Source organism: Streptomyces sp. Edi2, from assembly GCF_040253635.1.
Classification (GTDB): Bacteria; Actinomycetota; Actinomycetes; order Streptomycetales; family Streptomycetaceae; genus Streptomyces.
Map to the genome: position 1 here is coordinate 3,840,925 of NZ_JBEJGX010000003.1, position 18,141 is coordinate 3,859,065.

At 73.1% G+C, this 18,141-nt stretch carries 15 protein-coding genes; 5 read left to right on the top strand and 10 right to left on the bottom strand.

Annotated elements, in window-relative coordinates:
* The first annotated feature begins 53 nt into the window (after positions 1-53).
* A complete protein-coding gene (locus ABR737_RS20135) occupies positions 54-779 on the top strand; it encodes a dienelactone hydrolase family protein (RefSeq protein WP_350251555.1) in 726 nt (241 codons plus the stop codon).
* Between the two features lie 54 nt (positions 780-833).
* On the opposite strand, the gene ABR737_RS20140 is transcribed toward ABR737_RS20135, so the two are convergent.
* From ABR737_RS20140 to ABR737_RS20150, 3 genes are all read right to left on the bottom strand, one after another.
* Positions 834-1,913 (bottom strand): Zn-dependent alcohol dehydrogenase, encoded by a 1,080-nt coding sequence (locus ABR737_RS20140; protein ID WP_350251556.1) that lies wholly within the window; start codon positions 1,911-1,913, stop codon positions 834-836.
* Positions 1,910-3,142 (bottom strand): acyl-CoA dehydrogenase family protein, encoded by a 1,233-nt coding sequence (locus tag ABR737_RS20145; protein WP_350251557.1) that lies wholly within the window; start codon positions 3,140-3,142, stop codon positions 1,910-1,912. Before ABR737_RS20145 ends, ABR737_RS20140 begins: the two co-directional genes overlap by 4 nt.
* A gap of 180 nt (positions 3,143-3,322) precedes the next feature.
* Complete coding sequence (locus ABR737_RS20150; protein ID WP_350251558.1) at positions 3,323-4,231, bottom strand: SDR family oxidoreductase; 909 nt, start codon at positions 4,229-4,231, stop codon at positions 3,323-3,325.
* 107 nt (positions 4,232-4,338) lie between these two features.
* Here ABR737_RS20150 and ABR737_RS20155 point away from each other — a divergent pair, with 107 nt between their 5' ends.
* On the top strand, positions 4,339-5,265 hold the full coding sequence (locus tag ABR737_RS20155; protein ID WP_350251559.1) for a cyclase family protein: 927 nt from the start codon (positions 4,339-4,341) through the stop codon (positions 5,263-5,265).
* A gap of 344 nt (positions 5,266-5,609) precedes the next feature.
* Here ABR737_RS20155 and ABR737_RS20160 read toward each other — a convergent pair whose 3' ends face one another.
* The 5 genes from ABR737_RS20160 to ABR737_RS20180 all read right to left on the bottom strand — a co-directional run bounded on the left by ABR737_RS20160 (position 5,610) and on the right by ABR737_RS20180 (position 9,756).
* A complete protein-coding gene (locus ABR737_RS20160; protein WP_350251560.1) occupies positions 5,610-6,095 on the bottom strand; it encodes an ATP-binding protein in 486 nt (161 codons plus the stop codon).
* Positions 6,096-6,607: 512 nt separating this feature from the next.
* Positions 6,608-7,606, bottom strand: coding sequence for an acyl-CoA dehydrogenase family protein (locus ABR737_RS20165; RefSeq protein ID WP_350251561.1), 999 nt, complete (start codon positions 7,604-7,606; stop codon positions 6,608-6,610).
* A gap of 7 nt (positions 7,607-7,613) precedes the next feature.
* Positions 7,614-8,798: an acyl-CoA dehydrogenase family protein gene (locus ABR737_RS20170; protein ID WP_350251562.1), complete on the bottom strand. Its 1,185-nt coding sequence runs from the start codon at positions 8,796-8,798 to the stop codon at positions 7,614-7,616.
* Between the two features lie 5 nt (positions 8,799-8,803).
* Entirely contained in the window at positions 8,804-8,941 is a 138-nt protein-coding gene (locus ABR737_RS20175) for a hypothetical protein (protein ID WP_350251563.1), read from the bottom strand.
* Between the two features lie 230 nt (positions 8,942-9,171).
* Complete coding sequence (locus ABR737_RS20180; protein ID WP_350251564.1) at positions 9,172-9,756, bottom strand: TetR family transcriptional regulator; 585 nt, start codon at positions 9,754-9,756, stop codon at positions 9,172-9,174.
* A gap of 117 nt (positions 9,757-9,873) precedes the next feature.
* Between ABR737_RS20180 and ABR737_RS20185 the strand changes: the two genes are divergently transcribed.
* Entirely contained in the window at positions 9,874-10,107 is a 234-nt protein-coding gene (locus ABR737_RS20185; RefSeq protein WP_350251565.1) for a putative antibiotic biosynthesis monooxygenase, read from the top strand.
* A 143-nt stretch (positions 10,108-10,250) separates the two neighbouring features.
* The gene (locus ABR737_RS20190; protein ID WP_350251566.1) at positions 10,251-11,477 is read left to right on the top strand and encodes a winged helix DNA-binding domain-containing protein; all 1,227 of its coding nucleotides are present in this window, start codon (positions 10,251-10,253) and stop codon (positions 11,475-11,477) included.
* 60 nt (positions 11,478-11,537) lie between these two features.
* On the opposite strand, the gene ABR737_RS20195 is transcribed toward ABR737_RS20190, so the two are convergent.
* Together ABR737_RS20195 and ABR737_RS20200 are read right to left on the bottom strand one after the other, a co-directional pair.
* Positions 11,538-14,057 carry a serine/threonine kinase C-terminal domain-containing protein gene (locus ABR737_RS20195; protein WP_350251567.1) on the bottom strand — a complete coding sequence of 840 codons (2,520 nt, stop codon included), beginning with the start codon at positions 14,055-14,057 and terminating at the stop codon, positions 11,538-11,540.
* Between the two features lie 340 nt (positions 14,058-14,397).
* Positions 14,398-16,662 carry a serine/threonine-protein kinase gene (locus tag ABR737_RS20200; protein ID WP_502964491.1) on the bottom strand — a complete coding sequence of 755 codons (2,265 nt, stop codon included), beginning with the start codon at positions 16,660-16,662 and terminating at the stop codon, positions 14,398-14,400.
* 207 nt (positions 16,663-16,869) lie between these two features.
* On the opposite strand from ABR737_RS20200, the gene ABR737_RS20205 reads away from it, so the two are divergent.
* Positions 16,870-18,105, top strand: coding sequence for a serine hydrolase domain-containing protein (locus tag ABR737_RS20205; protein ID WP_350251569.1), 1,236 nt, complete (start codon positions 16,870-16,872; stop codon positions 18,103-18,105).
* The last annotated feature ends 36 nt before the right edge of the window (positions 18,106-18,141 follow it).

Below are 18,141 nucleotides of genomic sequence, written 5' to 3' on the forward strand. Positions count from 1 at the left end.
CCGGCAGTGAACACCGGCCCGACCGGGCCGGACGGTCACTACAGTCCGGCCTCATGACGACAATCACCACGCGTACGGTCGCCTACCCGGCCGACGCCCTCACGATGATCGGGCACCTCGCGCTCCCCACCGGTGCCGACCGCCGGCCCGCAGTCCTGATCGGGCCCGAGGGGACGGGGCTCAGCGACGTCGAGCGCCGCCGGGCCGATGCCCTGGCTGAGCTGGGATACGTGGCACTGGCCTTTGACCTCCACGGCGGGCGCTACTTCGGCGACCCCGAGGAGATGCTGGCCCATTGCATGCCGCTGCTCGCCGACCCCGGCCGGATGCGGGGCATCGGCCACGCGGCGCTCGACGTGCTGCGCGGCGAACCGCGGACCGACCCCGGCCGGATCGCCGCCATCGGCTATGGAACCGGGGGTGCCATAGCGCTGGAACTCGGGCGCGACGGCGTCGACCTGCGCGCGATCGGGACGGTCAACGCACTGACCACGGGCCGGCCTGGCGAGGCGGCACGCATACGCTGCCCGGTGTGGGCCGGGGTCGGGTCGGAGGACCCGATCATGCCGCCCGCACAGCGGGACGCGTTCACCGCCGAGATGCAGGCCGCCGGCGTCGACTGGCGCCTCGCGGTCTACGGCGGCGCCTTGCACGCCTTCCACCATCCACCGGTCGAGCATGCCGTGCGCCCCGGCGTCGGCTACCACCCACGGCACGCGCAGCGAGCCTGGCGCGACGTCGTCGACCTGCTCGCCGAGTGCCTGCCCGTGACGGAGTGATCCGGCCGGCTCCTGACGCTCATTCCTGCCCGCCCATGCCGTCCTCAGGGCCGGTCAGCGTCCCTCTCCGAAGGTCAGCACCGCCCGCGCCACCCGCCCGTGGTGGGCATCGTCCGCCGCCTTCGCGAAGTCCTCCACCGGATAGGTCTTCGTCACCAACTCGTCGAGCAGCAGCCGCCCTTCACGGTAGAGCCGGGCGTAGAGCGCGATGTCCCGCTGCGGGCGGGCCGACCCGTAGCGGCAGCCCAGGATCGACTTGTCCAGGTACATCGACGACACCCGGAACGAGGCCTCCGCGGTGGCCGGCGGCACCCCGAGCAGCACCGCCTGGCCGTGCCGGTCCAGCAGGTCGACGGCCTGCCGGATCAGCCGGGTGCTGCCCACGCACTCGAAGGCATGGTCGGCGCCGGTCGGCAGGATCTCCTTCACCGCCTTGACGCCGTCCGCCACCGCCGACGCGTCGATGAAGTGGGTCGCCCCGAACTGCCGCGCCACCGTCTCCTTCGCGGGGTTGGCGTCCACCGCCACGATCACCGACGCCCCGGCGATCCGCGCCCCCTGGAGCACGTTGAGGCCGATGCCGCCCGCTCCGATCACCACGACCGAGTCCCCGCGGTCCACCTTCGCCCGGTTGAGCACCGCCCCGACCCCGGTCAGCACCCCGCACCCGATCAGCGCGGCCGACGTCAGCGGAATGTCCTCGGCGATCTTCACCGCCTGCACCGCCTTGACGACCGTACGTTCCGCGAACGCCGAGTTCGACGCGAAGCTGAACAGCTCGGTGTCGCCCCGCCGGAACGGCTTCTGCGGCATCCCGATCGCCTTCCGGCACATCGTCGGCCGCCCCCGGTCGCACTCCGCGCACGCCCCGCAGTTGGCCAGCGTCGACAGCGCGACATGATCGCCGGGCTCCACATGGCCGACGCCCGCGCCCACGGCCTCGACCACCCCCGCCCCCTCGTGCCCCAGCACCACCGGCACCGGGAACGGAATGGTCCCGTCGACCACCGAAAGGTCGCTGTGGCACAACCCCGCGGCCCGGATACCGACCAGCACCTCGCCCGGGCCCGGGTCGCGCACCTCCAGATCGTCCACGACCCGGGGCTGTTCGCCGTCGAAGATGACGCCCCTCATATCCGCTCCACTCTGGGCAGGCCGAGCACCCGCTCGGCGATGATGTTGCGCTGGATCTCGTCCGAGCCGCCGTAGAGGGTGTCGGCCCGGGTGAACAGGAACAGCCGTTGCAGTGCGTCGAGTTCGTACGGCGCCTGCGCGGTCCAGTCGGCGGGGCCCAGCGCCGCGGCGGCCCCGCGCACCCGCATCGCCAGCTCCCCGAGCCGCTGGTGCCAGCCGCCCCACAGCAGCTTCGCCACACTCGGCGCACCGGCGTCCCCGGCCGCCCCCAGCGTGCGCAGCGCGTTCCACCGCATGACCTTCAACTCGGTCCACTGACAGACGAGTTGGTCACGCAGCACCGGGTCCCGCAGCGCACCGCAGCGGACCGCCTCCCCGACGACCTCGGCCAGCTCCGCCGCGAACCCGATCTGCTGGACGAGGGTGGACACCCCGCGCTCCCGCGCGAGCAGCCCCATGGCCACCCGCCAGCCCGCGCCCTCCCCGCCCACCACATGCGCGGCCACCGCACCGTCGAAGAACACCTCGTTGAACTCCGCCGTGCCCGACATCTGCCGGATCGGCCGCACCTCGATGAGCCCCGGCTGATCCATCGCCACCAGCAGGAACGAGAGCCCGCGATGGCGCCGCTCGGCCTGATCCGTCCGCGCCAGCACAAAGCACCAGTCGGCCTCCCCGGCCAGCGACGTCCAGATCTTCTGCCCGCTGACGCGATAGCCGGCACCGTCCCGGACCGCCACCGTCCGCAGCCCCGCCAGATCCGACCCCGCGTCCGGCTCGCTGTAGCCCTGGCACCACAGCTCCTCGCCCCGGGCGATGGCCGGCAGAAACCGCCGCCGCTGCGCCTCGTCCCCGTACGCGAGCAGCGTCGGCGCCAGCAGATTCTCCCCGATGTGCCCCACCCGCCCCGGCGCCCTGGCCCGCGCATACTCCTCGGCCCACACCACCTGCTGCGTCAGGCTCGCCGTGCGGTTCCCGTACACCCCCTCCCCACCGTCCCACCCGAGCCCGATCCACCCACCGGCCCCCAGCTCCCGCTCCCACGCCCGCCGCTCCTCGGCGCCCTCGTGCTCACTCCCCGGCCCCCCACGCCCCGCCAACGAGGCGTATCCACCCACAAGATGCCCCACAAGCCAGTCCCGAGCCTCCGCCCGAAACCCCTCGTCCCCACTCCCGAACCCAAAGTCCACAAAGCCCTCCCACGCCCGCCCCCACCCACGTTCACTCATCCACCACGGGAGGGGACGGGCCGGAGGGGCCGGTGTGTGGGACGTAAAGCGAAGCAGTCCCACACACCGGCCCCGCAGGCCCGTCACCGCACCCACAGCCCCGCGCAGCGGACCCGGCCCGCCGCCAGGCGCAACAAAGAGCAACCCCCACGGCGGGAAAGCCGAAAACGCGCGAACCCCCTACGCGTTGGGCCGCGCCTCCGCCCCCGCCGCCCTCGCCATCTCCGAAAGCTGCGCCAGCATCGGCATGGGGTCGGCCCCGACCGACCCCGGCAGCACCTCCGCCACCCGCTCCGGCGTCCACCCGCCCCCGTCGGCGTACACGGAGCGAAGCTCCCTCGGCTGGGCCCACACGGCGATCTTGGGCCCGGCAACCGTGTACACCTGCCCGGTGACCTCCCTGGCCCGGTCACTCAGCAGATAGACGACCAGCGCCGCCACATCCTCCGGCTCGCCGATCTCCGTGAGCTTCATCGGTACGTTCGCCGACATCCGCGTCCGCGCCACGGGCGCCACGGCGTTGGCCGTCACTCCGTACTTGTGCAGCCCCAGCGCGGCGCTCCGCACCAGCGAGATGATCCCGCCCTTCGCGGACGCGTAGTTGGCCTGGGACACCGAGCCCTGGTGGTTCCCGCTGGTGAAGCCCACCAGGGTGCCCGTACCTTGCCGGCGCATGACGGCCGACGCCGCCCGGAAGACCGTGAACGTCCCCTTGAGGTGGGTGGCGACCACCGGGTCCCACTCCTCCTCGGACATGTTGAAGAGCATCCGTTCCCGCAGGATCCCGGCCACGCACACCACACCGTCGATCCGGCCGTACTGCGCCAGCGCGGTGTCCACGATCCGCTGGCCGCCGGCCATGGTGGACACATCGTCGGCCACCGCGACGGCCAGGCCCCCGGCCGCCTCGATCTCCTTCACCACCGATTCGGCGACCTCGCTGCTGGGTCCGGCGCCGTCGACGGAGACCCCGTAGTCGTTGACGATCACCTTGGCGCCCTGATCCGCACAGGCGAGAGCCACCGCCCGCCCGATACCGCGGCCCGCCCCCGTTACGGCGATCACTTTGCCGGCCAAGAAGTTCCCCATGCCGTGACCCTTCCCGCAGTTTCTGACGGACCGTTAGATTTTTGAGCAGACACGGTACGAACACAAGACCCGGGGCGTACCGAACCCGGCCATCCCGAGGAGGGCCCATGCCCCTGCCGCAGGAGTTCCACGACATCGCCGAACGCGTGAACAACTGGGGGCGCTGGGGGGCGGACGACGAGATCGGCACCCTCAACCTGATCACCGACCAGGTCGTACGGGAGGCCGCAGGATGCATCCGCAGCGGCCGCCGCATCCCGCTCGCCCTCCCCCTCCGGCAGGACGGCGTACAGACCGGCGTGATCCCCGGCCGGGTCAACCCGCTGCACACCATGACCGCCATCAACCAGGAGATCTTCGGCCCCGGCACGGTCGCGACGACGGACGACGCAGTCACGATGGGCCTCCAGGCCGCCACCCACTGGGACGGCCTGGCCCATGTCTCCCACTCCGGGCGGCTCTACAACAACCGCCCCGCCGACTCGGTCACCGCCCACGACGGCGCCACCTGCCTCGGCGTGGAGAAGGCCACCCCGATCGTCTCCCGCGGGGTCCTCCTGGATGTGGCCCGCACCCACCCCACCGGGCAGCTGCCCGGCGGTTACGCCATCACGCCGGAAGACCTGGACGCCGCCGAGGAACGCGCCGGGACGGCGGTACGGGCCGGCGACATCGTCCTCGTACGGACCGGGCAGCTGCGGCACTACCTGGCCGGCGACCGGCAGGCCTACGCGTTCCCGTCACCCGGCCTGTCGCTGCGCACCCCGGAGTGGTTCCACGCACGCGATGTCGCGGCGGTCGCCAACGACACCCTGACCTTCGAGATCTTCCCGCCGGAGATCGAGAACCTGTGGATGCCGGTGCATGCGCTCGATCTCGTCGAGATGGGCATGCCGCAGGGCCAGAACTGGAATCTGGAGGAGCTGGCGACGGCCTGCGCGGAGGCGGGGCGCTGGACGTTCCTGCTGTCCGCGGTGGCCGAACCGTTCGTCGGAGGCTCCGGGGCGCCGGTCGCGCCCGTGGCGATCCTCTGACCGGGCCGGTGGCGATCCCCCGGCGGGGCCGCGGCAATCCTCGGTCCCCTGCCCGCGCCGGACCGCCGACTTTGACGGCCGGCGGCCCGACGGTGCCCGGCCGGCCAGGTGGCGATGCGCTCGTGCGCGCCCCGAGCACGGCACCGCGGAACGCCACCACCCCCGCTGCTGCCCACGGGGGCCCTGCCAGGCCGCGATCCGCACTCGCCAAGACCCGGGCCACATGACCGGCCCCCCACCACCTCGGCGTCCCCTCGCGGCGCATCGCTTCACCCAAGGGTGATCAACCGGCCACGCCACGTCAACGCCTGGTCCGGACTGATGCCGTGACCGCCCGGAGCGGATCAGGCCTGATGCGTCACGGCGCGCGGCGTCGCGCGAGAGGGTTCGTAAGCCCCCAGATCGGACCCTGACGCCAGCAGCAACGGCTGGCCGCGGTCCACCTCGCACCAGATCCGCTTGCCGCCGTCCTCCTGCTGCCACCCCCAGCGGTCGGCGAGGCCGTCGACCAGCTCCAGGCCGCGGCCGTTGGTGTCGTCACCGTCGGCGTGCCGCTGGCGTGGCGGGCGGGCGCTGGCGTCCGTCACTTCGACCCGGACCGTCCCGACCACGGCACCCGATCCGGAGAAACACATCCGCAGCTCGGCCGCCGCGCCGGTGTGCACCACGGCGTTGGTGACGAGCTCGGAGATCAAAAGGATCAGCGTCTCCGCAAGTGGTTCGTCGGCCCCTATTCCGGAACCCACGAGCCGCGACCTGGCCCATCGCCGGGCCCTCCCCACCTCCGCGGGGTCGGGCCGTACGTCCAACTGAACCTGAAGCACCTGCACCGCTCACACCATCCGAACCGGCGGAAACATCGCCTCGCGCCTCCACGGAGTCACGGTGCGTGACCCCGGTGGAGCACAGCATGGTTGACGTTGAGTCACCCCAACAAGCGCTTCGGGCATATTCCAGCGCAAGGGAGTATGCATCCTGCATACTGTGCGACGCACTTTGCGGGGAGTCGAACAAGGGGGGCGATCGGGCCCCGCCCAAGGGCGAGCGGCGCGCAGTCCGTACCCCGGAGCCGTCTTTCCGACGACACCGGGCCCGTTGCGCCACAGAACCACTCGCACCCCACGGAGGGTACCGGAGCGGAACGCCGACTCCCCCCTGTGACGAGTCACGCCTAGGACACAACCCGATATCGACCCTCCGTGACCATTTCCGTGCGGCGAGTCCGACATATCGCTTACAGGTTCCCGTGGCCTGACATCGCCGTCCCTCACGCACCGCCACTCACCCCCGTGCACCTCACGCACCACCAAGCACCACCACCACGGCCCTCGCACCGCCACCGTCAGTCGATCAAGCCCGCCGCCAGCAGTTCTTCCGCCTCGCGCGCCACTCCCCAGCGCTCGGCCCGCAGCCAGGCCCGCTTGAGATGCAGATGCACATCGGCTTCCCAGGTGAAGCCCATTCCGCCGTGGACCTGCAGACAGTCCCGTGCGTTACCCACCGCGGCTTCGTCGGCCAGCAGCTTCGCGGCCGCGACATCGAGGACACACTCCGTGACAGACGCCACATATACCGCACTTCGGGCGATTTCCGCCCGCACCAGCATCTGCGCGCACAGATGCTTGACCGCCTGGAACGAGCCGATGGGCACGCCGAACTGCTCGCGCTCGCGGGCGTGGCCCACCGCCATCTCGACCGTGCGGGCCGCACTTCCCAGTTGCTGGGCAGCGGTGAGCAGCGCGGCCTCGCGGCGGAGCCGGGGGGCGTCCAGGGCCAGGGGCGCGGCGCGCGGCAGGTCCATGACGCGGGCGAGCGGAGTGAGGGGATCGATGGAGGCAAACGGGGCGCAGACCACCCGGTCCTGCGCACTCCGGTAGGCGCCTCCCGTGCGCCCGTGTGCGCCCCTGAGTCCGCCCCCGGGCCCGGCTCCTCCGCGTCCCGCACCTTCCTCCACCAAGATCAACTCATCGCACTCCGCCGGGTGTTCCCACAGCACCGGATCCCGCTCCGCCTCGCACAGCCCGACGATCTTCTCGCCGGCCGCGACACCGTCCACCGCCCCGGCCAGCAGCTGGCACGCCACCAGCGGCCCCGGCAGCAGCGCCCGCCCGGCCTCCTCGAAGACCAGCACCGCCTCCGGCAGCCCGAGCCCCACTCCGCCGTCCGCCTCCGGCAGCCGCAGCGCAAAGAACCCGGCCGCGCCCAGCTCACGCCACAGCGCACGGTCCAGCGCCGGTTCTTCCACCGCGGCCCGCAGCCGCTCCCGGCCGAACCGTCCGGCCAGCAGCTCGCGGGTACCGTCCCGCAACGCCCGCTGGTCCGCGGTGAGTTGGAAGTCCACGCCCCGGTCACCGCCCCTTCGGCAGGCCGAGGATCCGCTCGGCGACGATGTTCCGCTGGATCTGCGAGGTACCGGCCGCGATGGTGTACGAGAGGGACGACAGCCGGTCCGCGATCCACTCGTGGTCCGCGTCCAGCGCACCGGCCCCCAGCACCTCCGCCGCCGTGTCGTACAGCTCCTGGCGGACGTGCGAATAGCGGAGCTTGAAGACCGAGCCGCCGGCTCCCGGCACACCACCGCCGTTCCCCCGCCGTCCGGCGCCCGGCGGGGCCCCCGTCGCCTCGCTGACATTCCACTGGATCAGCCGCCACAGCGCGGCGAGCTCCGCGTGCAGCCGGCCCAGCCTGCGGCGCAGCACGGCGTCGTCCCAGCGGCCGTTGGCGCGCGCGGCCCGGGCCAGCGCGCCGAGCACCCGGCGGCAGGCCACCACCTCGCCGACGAAGGCGGTGCCGCGCTCGAAGGACAGCGTCACCATCGTCACCCGCCAGCCGTCGTTCTCCGCGCCGACGCGATTGCCGACCGGCACCCGCACCTCGTCGAGGAACATCTCGGCGAACTCCGCCGAACCGGCCAGGGTGCGCAGCGGCCGGACCGTCACCCCCGGCGCGTCCATGGGCATCGCCAGCCAGCTGATGCCGCGGTGCCGGGGCGCGGCCGGGTCGGTGCGGACGAGGAGTTCGCACCAGTCGGCGACCTCGGCGTGCGAGGTCCAGATCTTGGAGCCGCTGACGACATAGCTGTCCCCGTCGCGTACGGCCCTGGTCCGCAGCGCGGCGAGGTCGGAGCCGGCGTCCGGTTCGCTGAAGCCCTGGCACCAGATCTCGTCGCCGCGCAGGATCGGCGGCAGCCAGCGGACGCGCTGAGCGGCGCTGCCCTCGACGGCGAGGGTCGGCCCGGCGTGCAGCAGCCCGACGAAGTTCGCGCCGACGTAGGGCGCCCCGGCGCGCTCGGTCTCCTCCAGGAAGATCAGGTGCTGGGTGGGGGTGGCACCCTGCCCGCCGGCGTCCCGCGGCCAGTGCAGGCCCGCATATCCGGCGTCGTACAGCATCCGCTGCCAGGCCGTGTCATACGCCCGCCGTCCCGGCCAGTCGGTCGCCGCGGGCTTCGCGGGGAGCCGCGGCAGCACCTCGCCGAGCCAGGCGCGCAGCCTGGCCCGGAAGTCTTCCTCTTCCGGTGTGTACGTGAGGTCCATGGGGGCTACCCGTGGAAGTGGAAGAGGCGGCAGAGGGGCCGCCGGACGGGCGGATCACCGCCGGCGAGAGCGCAGGAGGCGGCGGGCGGTCCGGGAACCGGCTCGCGCACCCCGCCCCGCAGCAGCTCCATCACGTTCCCCATCGTTGTCCCCTCACCGAGATCCTGATGGTTCGTCAGAAAAAGGCTAGCCCCGCCCTCACTGGACCGGCAAGGCGTCGACCTCCACTCCTCGCACCAAATCTGACGTGGCATCAGCTAAGACGAGGGAGAAGGGGCGTGACGGCCGACACCACGCCCCGCCACAGGAAGGGCGGATGACCGGCACCACGCCCTGGGGCCTGGCCGCCCGCCGCACCCCCGGCCGGCGCATGTCATGACCGCGCGAGGTGGCGGACGAGGATGACCAGGGCCTGACGCCGACTGTCCGGGGCGGCGTCGGTGCGGGCGGACAGGAGCATGTGGGTGAGCTGGGGCAGGGTGAACCAGGATGCCGCGAGGGCGATGACCGCGTGCACCAGCTGGCCCGCCTCGACGGCGCCGGTGAGCTTGCCGTCCTGCTGGGCGCGGGCGACTGCGGCGATCTTCTCTGCGTAGTGGTCCGTGCGCTCACCCTCGGCGGCGATCCGGCCGGAACACTGCAGGCCCTCCCAGGCCAGCAGGCGCACAAAATGCGGGTGTTGGCAGTGGTAGTCGAAGACCCGGCCCGCATAGTCGCCCAGGTCGCCGGCCTGGTCCGCGGTGAGGGGAACGGCCGCGGCGATCTTTTCCAGCTCTGACGCGAGGACCGCGGCGAACAGTTTCTCCTTATTGCCGAAGTACTGGTAGATCCGCTCCTTGTTGATGCCCGCCCGGGTGGCGATGCGGGCAATGCGGGCACCGTCGGCGCCGCACTCGGCGAACTCCTCGACGGCGGCATCCAGCAGGAGCTGTTTCGTGCGTGCGGTGTCCCAGGCCATACGGCAACCCTACCCCGATCCCCAACCAAATGGTTGGACTTCCGGGTGGGGGCGTGGCAGACTCCAACCGCCTGGTTGGAGATCAGGGATCCAACCACCTTGACCAGGAGTGATTCCATGGCCGCGAACACGCCCACCGCCCCGTCCGTCCACCGCCGTGCGCTGATCACCTGGCTGGCCGTCTACCCGACCATCACCGTCGCTCTGGGTCTGCTCGGCCCTGCCACCGCCCACCTGCCGCTGGCGCTGCGCACGCTGGTCCTCACCGCGATCGTCGTCCCCACCGCCGCCTACGCCCTCATCCCCGCACTGATGAAGGCGAACGCCGCCTTGTCCCGCCACCCCCGTTAGCACCCGTAACCCCGCCCCCTCTTCGGGTGCGCACGGCTCTTCGGGTGCGCACGGCTCTTCGGCGCCCGGCCGCCGTGGGCCCGGCCTCCGTGGGCCCGGCAATGCGGACACCCGCTGTCCTCCGCACCGCCTACGGTCACCCCATGAGTCACTCGCGACCCCGTATCGACACCGCCGCGCGCCGTGCCCGCCTCGGGCTGCGGCACCTGCTCGCGCCCGCGTACCGGGCGGACCGTACCGAGGAGGTGGCCGATGCGGTCGTGGGGCTGCATGCCACCGATCCGGCGACCGTGCATCTGGCGGCCTGCGCCCGGCTGGCCGCTCCGGACCCGGCGGATGTGGAGCGCGCGCTGTACGACGAGGGGTCGCTGGTCCGGCTGCTGTGCATGCGTCGCACGCTCTTCGCGGTCGGCGCCGCGCTCGCACCGGTCGTCGCCTCGTCCACCGCGCAGACGATCGCCGCCAGGGAGCGGGCGGGGATGGTCAAGTGGCTCATCGAGGGCGCCCCGGGGTGGGACGAACGGCGGCTGGCCGAGGTCGAGGCGAGGACGCTGGCCGCGCTGAGCGCACACGGCGAGGCGACCGCCGCCGAACTCGCCGCCGAGGTGCCCGACCTGCGCGACACCATCGTGAACTCCCCCGGAAAGCCGTACCAGGCCACGGTCGCCGTCTCCAGCCGGATCCTGCGGGTACTGGCCGCCGAGGGCCGTATCCGGCGCGGGCGGCCGCGCGGCGGCTGGACCAGCAGTTCCTACCGCTGGCGTCCGGGCACCGCGTTCGCCGAGCTGCCCGCGCCGTCGGCTCCCGAGGCGCGCGCCGCCCTCGCCGGACGCTGGCTCGCCTCGTACGGACCGGCGACCGTCGCCGATCTCAAGTGGTGGACGGGCTGGACGCTCACCGCCACCCGGCAGGCGCTGGCCGCCGCCGGCGCCGTGGAGGTGGATCTGGACGACGGCATCTCCGGCGTCGCGCTGCCCGGCGACCTCGCACCGGTCGCCGCACCCGACCCCTGGGCCGCCCTGCTGCCCGCCCTCGACCCCACCGCGATGGGCTGGAAGAACCGCGACTGGTACCTCGACCCGGCCCATGTGCCGCAGCTCTTCGACCGCAACGGGAACATCGGGCCGACGGTGTGGTGGAACGGCCGGATCATCGGCGGCTGGGCCCAGCGCGCGGACGGCGAGATCGTCTGGCGGCTGCTGACGGCGGGTGGGGGCGCCGCCCTGCCCGGGCGAAGCCGAGAACCCGGGGAAGGCAGCGAAGCCGCCGCGGCGGTGACGGCCGAGGCGGCCCGGATGGCGGCCTGGCTCGGAAACGTCCGGGTCACCCCGCGCATACGGACTCCGCTGGAGCGGGAGTTGAGCGCGTGACGGGAGTTGAGCGGGGGACGGCCCTGCCGCCGCCCGGCCGCCTCAGCCCACCCGGCCGCCTCAGCGCGGGCGGTAAGCGCTCGTCGCCTGCTCGTACAGCTCGTCCACCTCGTGCCGCCCACTGTCCGGGCCGATGACGAGGACGAGGTGGTAGCGGCCGTTGTGGATCATCGCGAGGTTACGCACATACACCTCGCGTCCGCTGCCGTCCCGCCAGGAGAAGGTGCCCTCGGCCATCGCCGTCTTCCCGACGTCGATCCGCTGCAGACCGGAGGCCGAGGCCCAGCCGGAGGAACGGTACGGCGCCAGCTCGGCTTCCTTGTTCTGCATATACGCCATCGGGTCGGTGCCGGAGTGCGCCGTCGTGTCGCGGCCGGGCACCACCACCAGCTCGTAGTCCCCGCCGACGTACCGCACCTGGCCCCGGTCGTTCGCCCCGCGCCGCTGCCAGCCCTTGCGGACCGCGACCTGGAAGCCCTCGGGGTCGGTACGCACCTCGAAGCCCTTGGCGACCCCCGCCGGGCTGGTGGCCCGCGGCGCGCCGGTGCCGGACGAACCGCCGTCGCCCTCGCCCCGGTCCTTGGACGGAGTGGGGGACGCGGGCGCCGCACCCGAGGTGCCCGCACGGTCCGCGCCTCCCCCGCCGGTCTTGGCGTCCTCGCCTGACTTGGGCAGGAACGCCATCGCATAGATGACCGCGCCGACGAGGAGAAGCAGGATCACGGTCAGCAGCAGCCGGCCGAGCGGGCGCGCCGAGCGCGCCCGTGGGCGCGCCCCGTCGCCCACCCCACCCTGGCCGACATGACCGACCTGGCCGACCTGGCCGACCTGGCCGACCTGGCCCAGCGTCTGCTGGTCGTACGGCTCCCCGTCCGCGGCCCCGCCGTATCCCCAGGGCTCAGCCGGCTCGGCACGCCGTTCCGCCCGGGCCTGCCTGGGCGGCCGGAGCGGCTTGGGCTGCTTCGGGGGACGGGGCGGACGGGGCGCGGCAGCGGGCGGGGCCGACTGCTCGGGGTCCGGCGCCGGTGGGACGGGCGGCGCGGCCGCGGCGGCCGGCGTACCCTCCGCCCCGGCGACGACCGATGCCGCCTGCGGCCGTGCCCGCCGGGACGCCCGGGTCTTCTTGTGGCGCCCCTTCCGGACGAGTTCACCGCGGCGCCGCACGATCGGCAGCCGCCGCGGATCGGCGCCCTGCGACGCCGGCATCGTCACCAGCCGGCTGCCGGCCTCCGGCTCCGGCGCCGTACGGATCAACGAGCGCAGCCAGCCGTTCAGCTCCTCGAAATCCGGGCGGTCGGCGGGGTCCTGACGCAGCAGGGACTCGACGACAGGACGCAGTGCCCCGCACTCCTCGGCGACCGCGGGTGGCTGCGAACAGACCAGCTGCGCCAGTTCGACGGCGCTGTCCTCCGGGAACGGCGGCTGCCCCTGCACGCTCCGGTAGAGGAGCGCACCGACCGCCCACAGGTCGGTGGCCGGGCCGACCGGCGGCGCCAACTGCCAGTTCTCGTGGACCGGTCCGGCCTGCTCCGGTGCCCAGCGCTCGGTGACCGGGCCGATGACGGTCAGCCGCGTCTGCCGGGCCCGCTCGGCGGCGAGCCCGGCGGTGGGCCGGCCGTATGCGGAGGTGGAAGTGGGAGAGGGGGTGGGAGTGGGAGAGGGAGTGGCGGCAGCACCGTCAGCCGCGGGCTTGGTCAGCGAGGTCGCGGCGGAGGCGGGCCGGTCGGCTCCGGACCTGTCGGAGGCAGCCCGGCCCGCCGCGGCCCCGTCGGAAGCGGGCCCGTCCCCTGTGTTCCCCTTGCCGGTCGGCCCGTCCGCCGCCGTCCCCTCGCCGGTCGGCTGGTCCGCCGCGGTCCCCTCGCCCTCCGACCGATCCGCCGCGGACGCACCGGAAGCGCTCCCGCCCACGCCGGACGCCTCGCCTCCGCACAGCGCCTCCTGCGCCGCGCCCATCGCCAGGCCGGTGAGGATGGCCCGGCCGTCTTCGCAGACCAGGACCGTGCGGGCGGTGATGTTGCGGTGGAGCCAGCCGTTCGTATGCAGTACCCGCAGCGCGGCGAGCAGGTCCGCGGCGATCTCCGCAGCGCGGTGCGGGGACAGCGGCCGGTCGGCGAGCAGCGCGGACAGCGGGCGGGCGGTGAGGAGTTCGGCGACGATCCAGAGGCTGCCGTCCTGCGCAAAGGCGTCGAAGACCTGCTCCAGCCGGGGGTGGTCGGCCAGCTGCGCGGCCGTGGTCGCGGCCTCCAGCGCGCGTCGTACGGCGGGATCGCGGGGACTGCGGTCGGCAACCCCGGCCGTACCCCCCGGCGTCCCCCGTACGGCCCCGAAGGCGCCGGACCTCGGCTCGCCGGGCCTCCGCTCGCCGGGTCCTGCCGTCGTCGCCCCGACGACCTCCGCCCCGACCACCTCCGCCCCGACCACCTCAGCTTCGACGACCTCCGGCAGCGGCACCTGACGGATCAGCACCTCCTGCCCGCTGAAGGTGTCGAACGCCCGGGTCTCGGTGAAGTCGTCGTCGCCGAGGGGCCGCAACGGCAGGCGGTAACGCTCGGCGAGCACCCTTCCCGCGTACTCGTCCACGACGCCTCCCCGCAGCGCGCACTGTGTCTACCGTCGCGCCGGAGCCGCCCGTCGGCGCTGGCGCCTCCGGTCACTTCCGGTCGTCATCCCGCGGATTGCGGATGCGTACGGTCTTCGCCGTCTCACGATACGTGCCCGCATCGGAGCTTGCGGCCCGCTCGGCGCAACGACGCGCAACCTCTCCGCGCGCAGCGTCTCCGTTTTCCGTCCGGCCCGTGCCAGGGTCCCCCGACCGGCTGCCGGCCCCCCGTCCCCCGGCTCAGAACCTTGAGCGCTCAGCCCGTCAGTCCTCAGACCTTCAGCACCCAGTGCCCTTCAGCACGTCAGTGCCCCTCAGCACTCAGTCCTTCAGCGCGAACGTCTTGAACGCAGTCTTGATCATCTGCTGGCACGGCTTGTCCGACCAGGCATCCGCCTTGCAGGTGATCATGATGGCGTAGCCGTGGTGGTCATCGGCCCGGAAGCCGCGGTCGAGGACCCGTACCTTCTCGCCGCTCTGCCGACGGGTGAACGACCAGTCGGCGACGGTCGGATAGTCCCGCCACTTCACCGACTTGATGGCGATGAGGTGGTACTCGTCGCTGGAGGAGCGCACGGCCGGCTCCAGGCTGCGCCAGGAGGCCGCCGCATCGGTGCCGGGCTCGGCGTTGTAGTCGATCTGGATGCGCGGGAAGCCACCCGAGGCGCTGTATATGGCGCCGGAGCCCTCCCCCGCGGTGTCGGTCTGGTGGAAGCCCTTGGGCATCGCCATACGGAAGTGGAACTTGTCGTTGGAGAGCTCGGTGAAGCCGCCCGGCACGGCCTTGCCGCCCTTGCCGCCGCTGTCGTCCTTGCCGCCGGTGTCCTCGGCCGGGGTGAGATTCGGCGGCTGTGCGTCGGCCGGATCCTGGTCCTTCGCCTGGCCCTTTGCCTGGTCCCCGCCCGCATCGGCCGCGTCCGTCGACGGCTTCGCCCGGCTCGCGGACGACGACGTGTCGGGCTTGCCGGACGCCTTGCCGCTGGTCTTCCCCGAGTCGTCACCCAGGGTGACGGCCAGCACCGTGCCCAGCACCGCCAGGACGACGACCACGGCCACGATGATCAGCGTGCGGCGCGGAACGACGTCGGTCACCGATGCGCGCGCCGGCGGACGGCTCCCGTCGCCGGATCTGGAGTCCGGACGGGCCGCCATCGCGGCGGCGGCGCTGCGGACGGACTGCAGGGCGCCGCGCACCTTCTCCTTGGCGGCCTCGGCGTCGAACCCGGGCCGGGTGCCCGCCGGACGGGCCGCGCCCGGACCGGCCGAACCCGCCGTACCGCCGGCATCCGCCGCGTCGGGACCGGTCGCCTTGCCGGCCGCCTCATCGGCCGTCGGCCCGGCCGCCTCGGACTGCGGACGCCCGGTCCGCGCCGACACGCCCGCCACGGCAGTCTCGCCGGCACCGGCACGCTTGCCGGCCTTGCTTCCGCCGGTCTTGCTTCCGCCGGCCGCGCTTCCACCGGCCTTGCTCTTGCCGGCCGCGGCAGCCGCGGACGTACCGGCACCCGCGGAGGTACGGGCATCCGCCTTGCCACCGCCGCCGGTGCTCGCGTTCCCGGCCGCCGGCTCCGCCACCGGCGCGGCGGCGGACTGCGTACCCCGCACCACCCGCGACTTCGGCGCGGCCTTCGACTTCGGCGTGTTCTTCGGCTTCGGCGCGGCCTTCGGCTTCGGCGCGGCCTTCGGCTCCGCCCGCTCCACGGGCACCGTCGGCAGCGCCATCGCCCGGGTCGCGTCCATCGGGGGCTCCGGCGTCTTCGCCTCGGGAGCGTGGATCACGTCCTCCAGCAGCACCCGCGCACCGGCGTCGTCCAGCCGGGCGGCCGGGTCCTTCACCAGCAGGCCGTAGATGACCTCTTCCAGTTCGCCGGCGCTCTTCGGCGGCTCGACCGGCTCGGTCATCACCGCGGTCAGCGTGGCGATCGCGGAACCCTTGTCGTACGGCGGAACGCCCTCGACACAGGCGTACAGCAGGCCGCCCAGCGACCACATGTCGGCGGGCGGGCCCGGCTTGTGGCCGCGGGCGCGCTCCGGGGAGATGTAGGAGGGGGCACCGACGAGCATGCCGGTCGAGGTCACGGAGGGGTCGCCCTCGACCTGGGCGATACCGAAGTCGGTCAGCACGACCCGGCCGTCATCGGAGATCAGGACGTTGGACGGCTTCACATCGCGGTGCAGGATGCCCTCGGCGTGCGCGGCGCGCAGCACATCGAGCACCACCAGCCCGACCTCGGCGGCGCGACGCGGGGTGAGCGGGCCGTCGTCGCGGACGACCTCGGCCAGCGAGCGGCCCTCGACCAGCTCCATCACGATCCACGGGCGGTCGTCCTCGTCGACCACGTCATAGACCGTCACCGCGCCGTTGTTCCGGATCCGGGCAATCGCCTTGGCCTCGCGCAGTGTGCGGGTGATCAGACGACGCTTCTCGTCCTCCTCGACCCCGCCCGGGAAGCGCAGCTCCTTGACCGCGACCGTGCGGCCCAGGACCTCGTCGCGCGCCCGCCACACGGTGCCCATGCCGCCCCGGCCGAGAACATCGGCGAGCCGGTACCGGCCGGCGAGCAGCCTGCCCCCTTTGCCGTCCATCTCGACCTCGTCGCCCACTGAATCCCCTCTGCAATCCAGCCGAGTTGGCAGCTTCGACGTCCCATCGATCACCAAACTGGCCCAACTCGGACAACCCACCCTGGCAGAGCCTTCATTCTCCCTCATCCGCGGCTATGCGGAAGGCCCGGGTCTATGCCGGACGACACCTCGTACCCGTCATGATGGCCCCGACGAACGGGAGTCCCGATGCCGAAGCGCTCGCCTCGCCCGGCCGCGACCGCCGCGTTTCCCTCCGCGCCGCCGGTCGCCGGCCGCCGCCGCGCGCTACTCCGTTCGGGTGCCCTCGCCGCCCTGACCGTACTCTCCCTGACGGCCTGCACCACTACGCCCCGCCCGGCCGGCCTCGCGCACGAGGCATCCACCCGGCCGCCCGCGACGACCCGGCATGCGCTGCACCGGCTGATCGACGACGGGGCCCCGGGCGCGGCCTCCCTCACCAGCCGCGCGGGGTACCCCGACGCGCGCTATGCCACGGACGGCGTGGCCGATCTGCGCAGCGGCCGCACGATGCGCCCGCGGGACCACTTCCGGGCCGGCAGCCTCACCAAAACCCTGGTCGCGACGGTCGTCCTGCAACTCGTCGCCGAGGGCCGGCTGTCCCTGCACGACAGCGCCGCCGCGCACCTCCCGCCCGGCGTGCCCGCCGCGGGAGACGGCAACCGCAGCTCACTACGCAGGGTGACGATCCGCCAGCTGCTGGACCACACGAGTGGATTGTTCAACTACACCCAGGACCCCGGGCTCTCGCAGCAGCTCTTCGGCAAGGGCTTCGGCGCCCACCGCTACGACAGCCACACCCCGGCCGAGCTGCTGCGGACCGCCCTCGGCCACCCGCCGACGGCCCCTCCGGGCACCCGCTACGCCTACTCCAACACCAACTACCTCGTGCTCGGCCTGGTCATCCAGGCGGTCACCAAAAACCCGTACGCCACGGAGATCCGCCGCCGCATCCTCGCCCCCGCCCACCTCGACCACACCTCCTTCCCCGGCACCGAACCGGTACTGCCCGAGCCGCACGGCCGTGCCTACTCCCGGGCCGGTGGCCGGCGGGTGGACGCCACCTCGCTGGACCCCAGCCGGGCGGGCGCGGCCGGCGAGATGGTCACCACCCTGGGCGATCTCAACCGCTTCTTCGCCGCGCTGCTCGGCGGCAGGCTCCTGGCGCCGCGCCAGATGGCCCAGATACGCAGCGAGAAGGGCACCGGCGGCGCATACGGCCTCGGCCTGTACGCGACCAGGCTGCCCTGCGGCGTCACGGTCTGGGGCCACAACGGCGACATCAACGGCTCCTACGTCCGGACCGCGGGCACCGCCGACGGCCGCCACATCGTCAGCTACCGCCTCAACACCGACACCCTGGCCCACCCGGCCCACGGCACCGCGGTACTGACCGCGGAGTTCTGCGCACCCCGGCACCCCTAGGGGTGCCCCACAGGCCTTAGGGGCCTTAGGGGCGGC

What these genes read in the sequence shown, in the direction of transcription:
- ABR737_RS20135 (WP_350251555.1), top strand. Translation starts at nt 54, where the DNA reads ATGACGACAATCACCACGCGTACGGTCGCCTACCCGGCCGACGCCCTC.
- ABR737_RS20140 (WP_350251556.1), bottom strand. Translation starts at nt 1,913, where the DNA reads ATGAGGGGCGTCATCTTCGACGGCGAACAGCCCCGGGTCGTGGACGAT.
- ABR737_RS20145 (WP_350251557.1), bottom strand. Translation starts at nt 3,142, where the DNA reads ATGAGTGAACGTGGGTGGGGGCGGGCGTGGGAGGGCTTTGTGGACTTT.
- ABR737_RS20150 (WP_350251558.1), bottom strand. Translation starts at nt 4,231, where the DNA reads ATGGGGAACTTCTTGGCCGGCAAAGTGATCGCCGTAACGGGGGCGGGC.
- ABR737_RS20155 (WP_350251559.1), top strand. Translation starts at nt 4,339, where the DNA reads ATGCCCCTGCCGCAGGAGTTCCACGACATCGCCGAACGCGTGAACAAC.
- ABR737_RS20170 (WP_350251562.1), bottom strand. Translation starts at nt 8,798, where the DNA reads ATGGACCTCACGTACACACCGGAAGAGGAAGACTTCCGGGCCAGGCTG.
- ABR737_RS20175 (WP_350251563.1), bottom strand. Translation starts at nt 8,941, where the DNA reads ATGGGGAACGTGATGGAGCTGCTGCGGGGCGGGGTGCGCGAGCCGGTT.
- ABR737_RS20180 (WP_350251564.1), bottom strand. Translation starts at nt 9,756, where the DNA reads ATGGCCTGGGACACCGCACGCACGAAACAGCTCCTGCTGGATGCCGCC.
- ABR737_RS20185 (WP_350251565.1), top strand. Translation starts at nt 9,874, where the DNA reads ATGGCCGCGAACACGCCCACCGCCCCGTCCGTCCACCGCCGTGCGCTG.
- ABR737_RS20190 (WP_350251566.1), top strand. Translation starts at nt 10,251, where the DNA reads ATGAGTCACTCGCGACCCCGTATCGACACCGCCGCGCGCCGTGCCCGC.
- ABR737_RS20200 (WP_502964491.1), bottom strand. Translation starts at nt 16,662, where the DNA reads ATGGACGGCAAAGGGGGCAGGCTGCTCGCCGGCCGGTACCGGCTCGCC.
- ABR737_RS20205 (WP_350251569.1), top strand. Translation starts at nt 16,870, where the DNA reads ATGCCGAAGCGCTCGCCTCGCCCGGCCGCGACCGCCGCGTTTCCCTCC.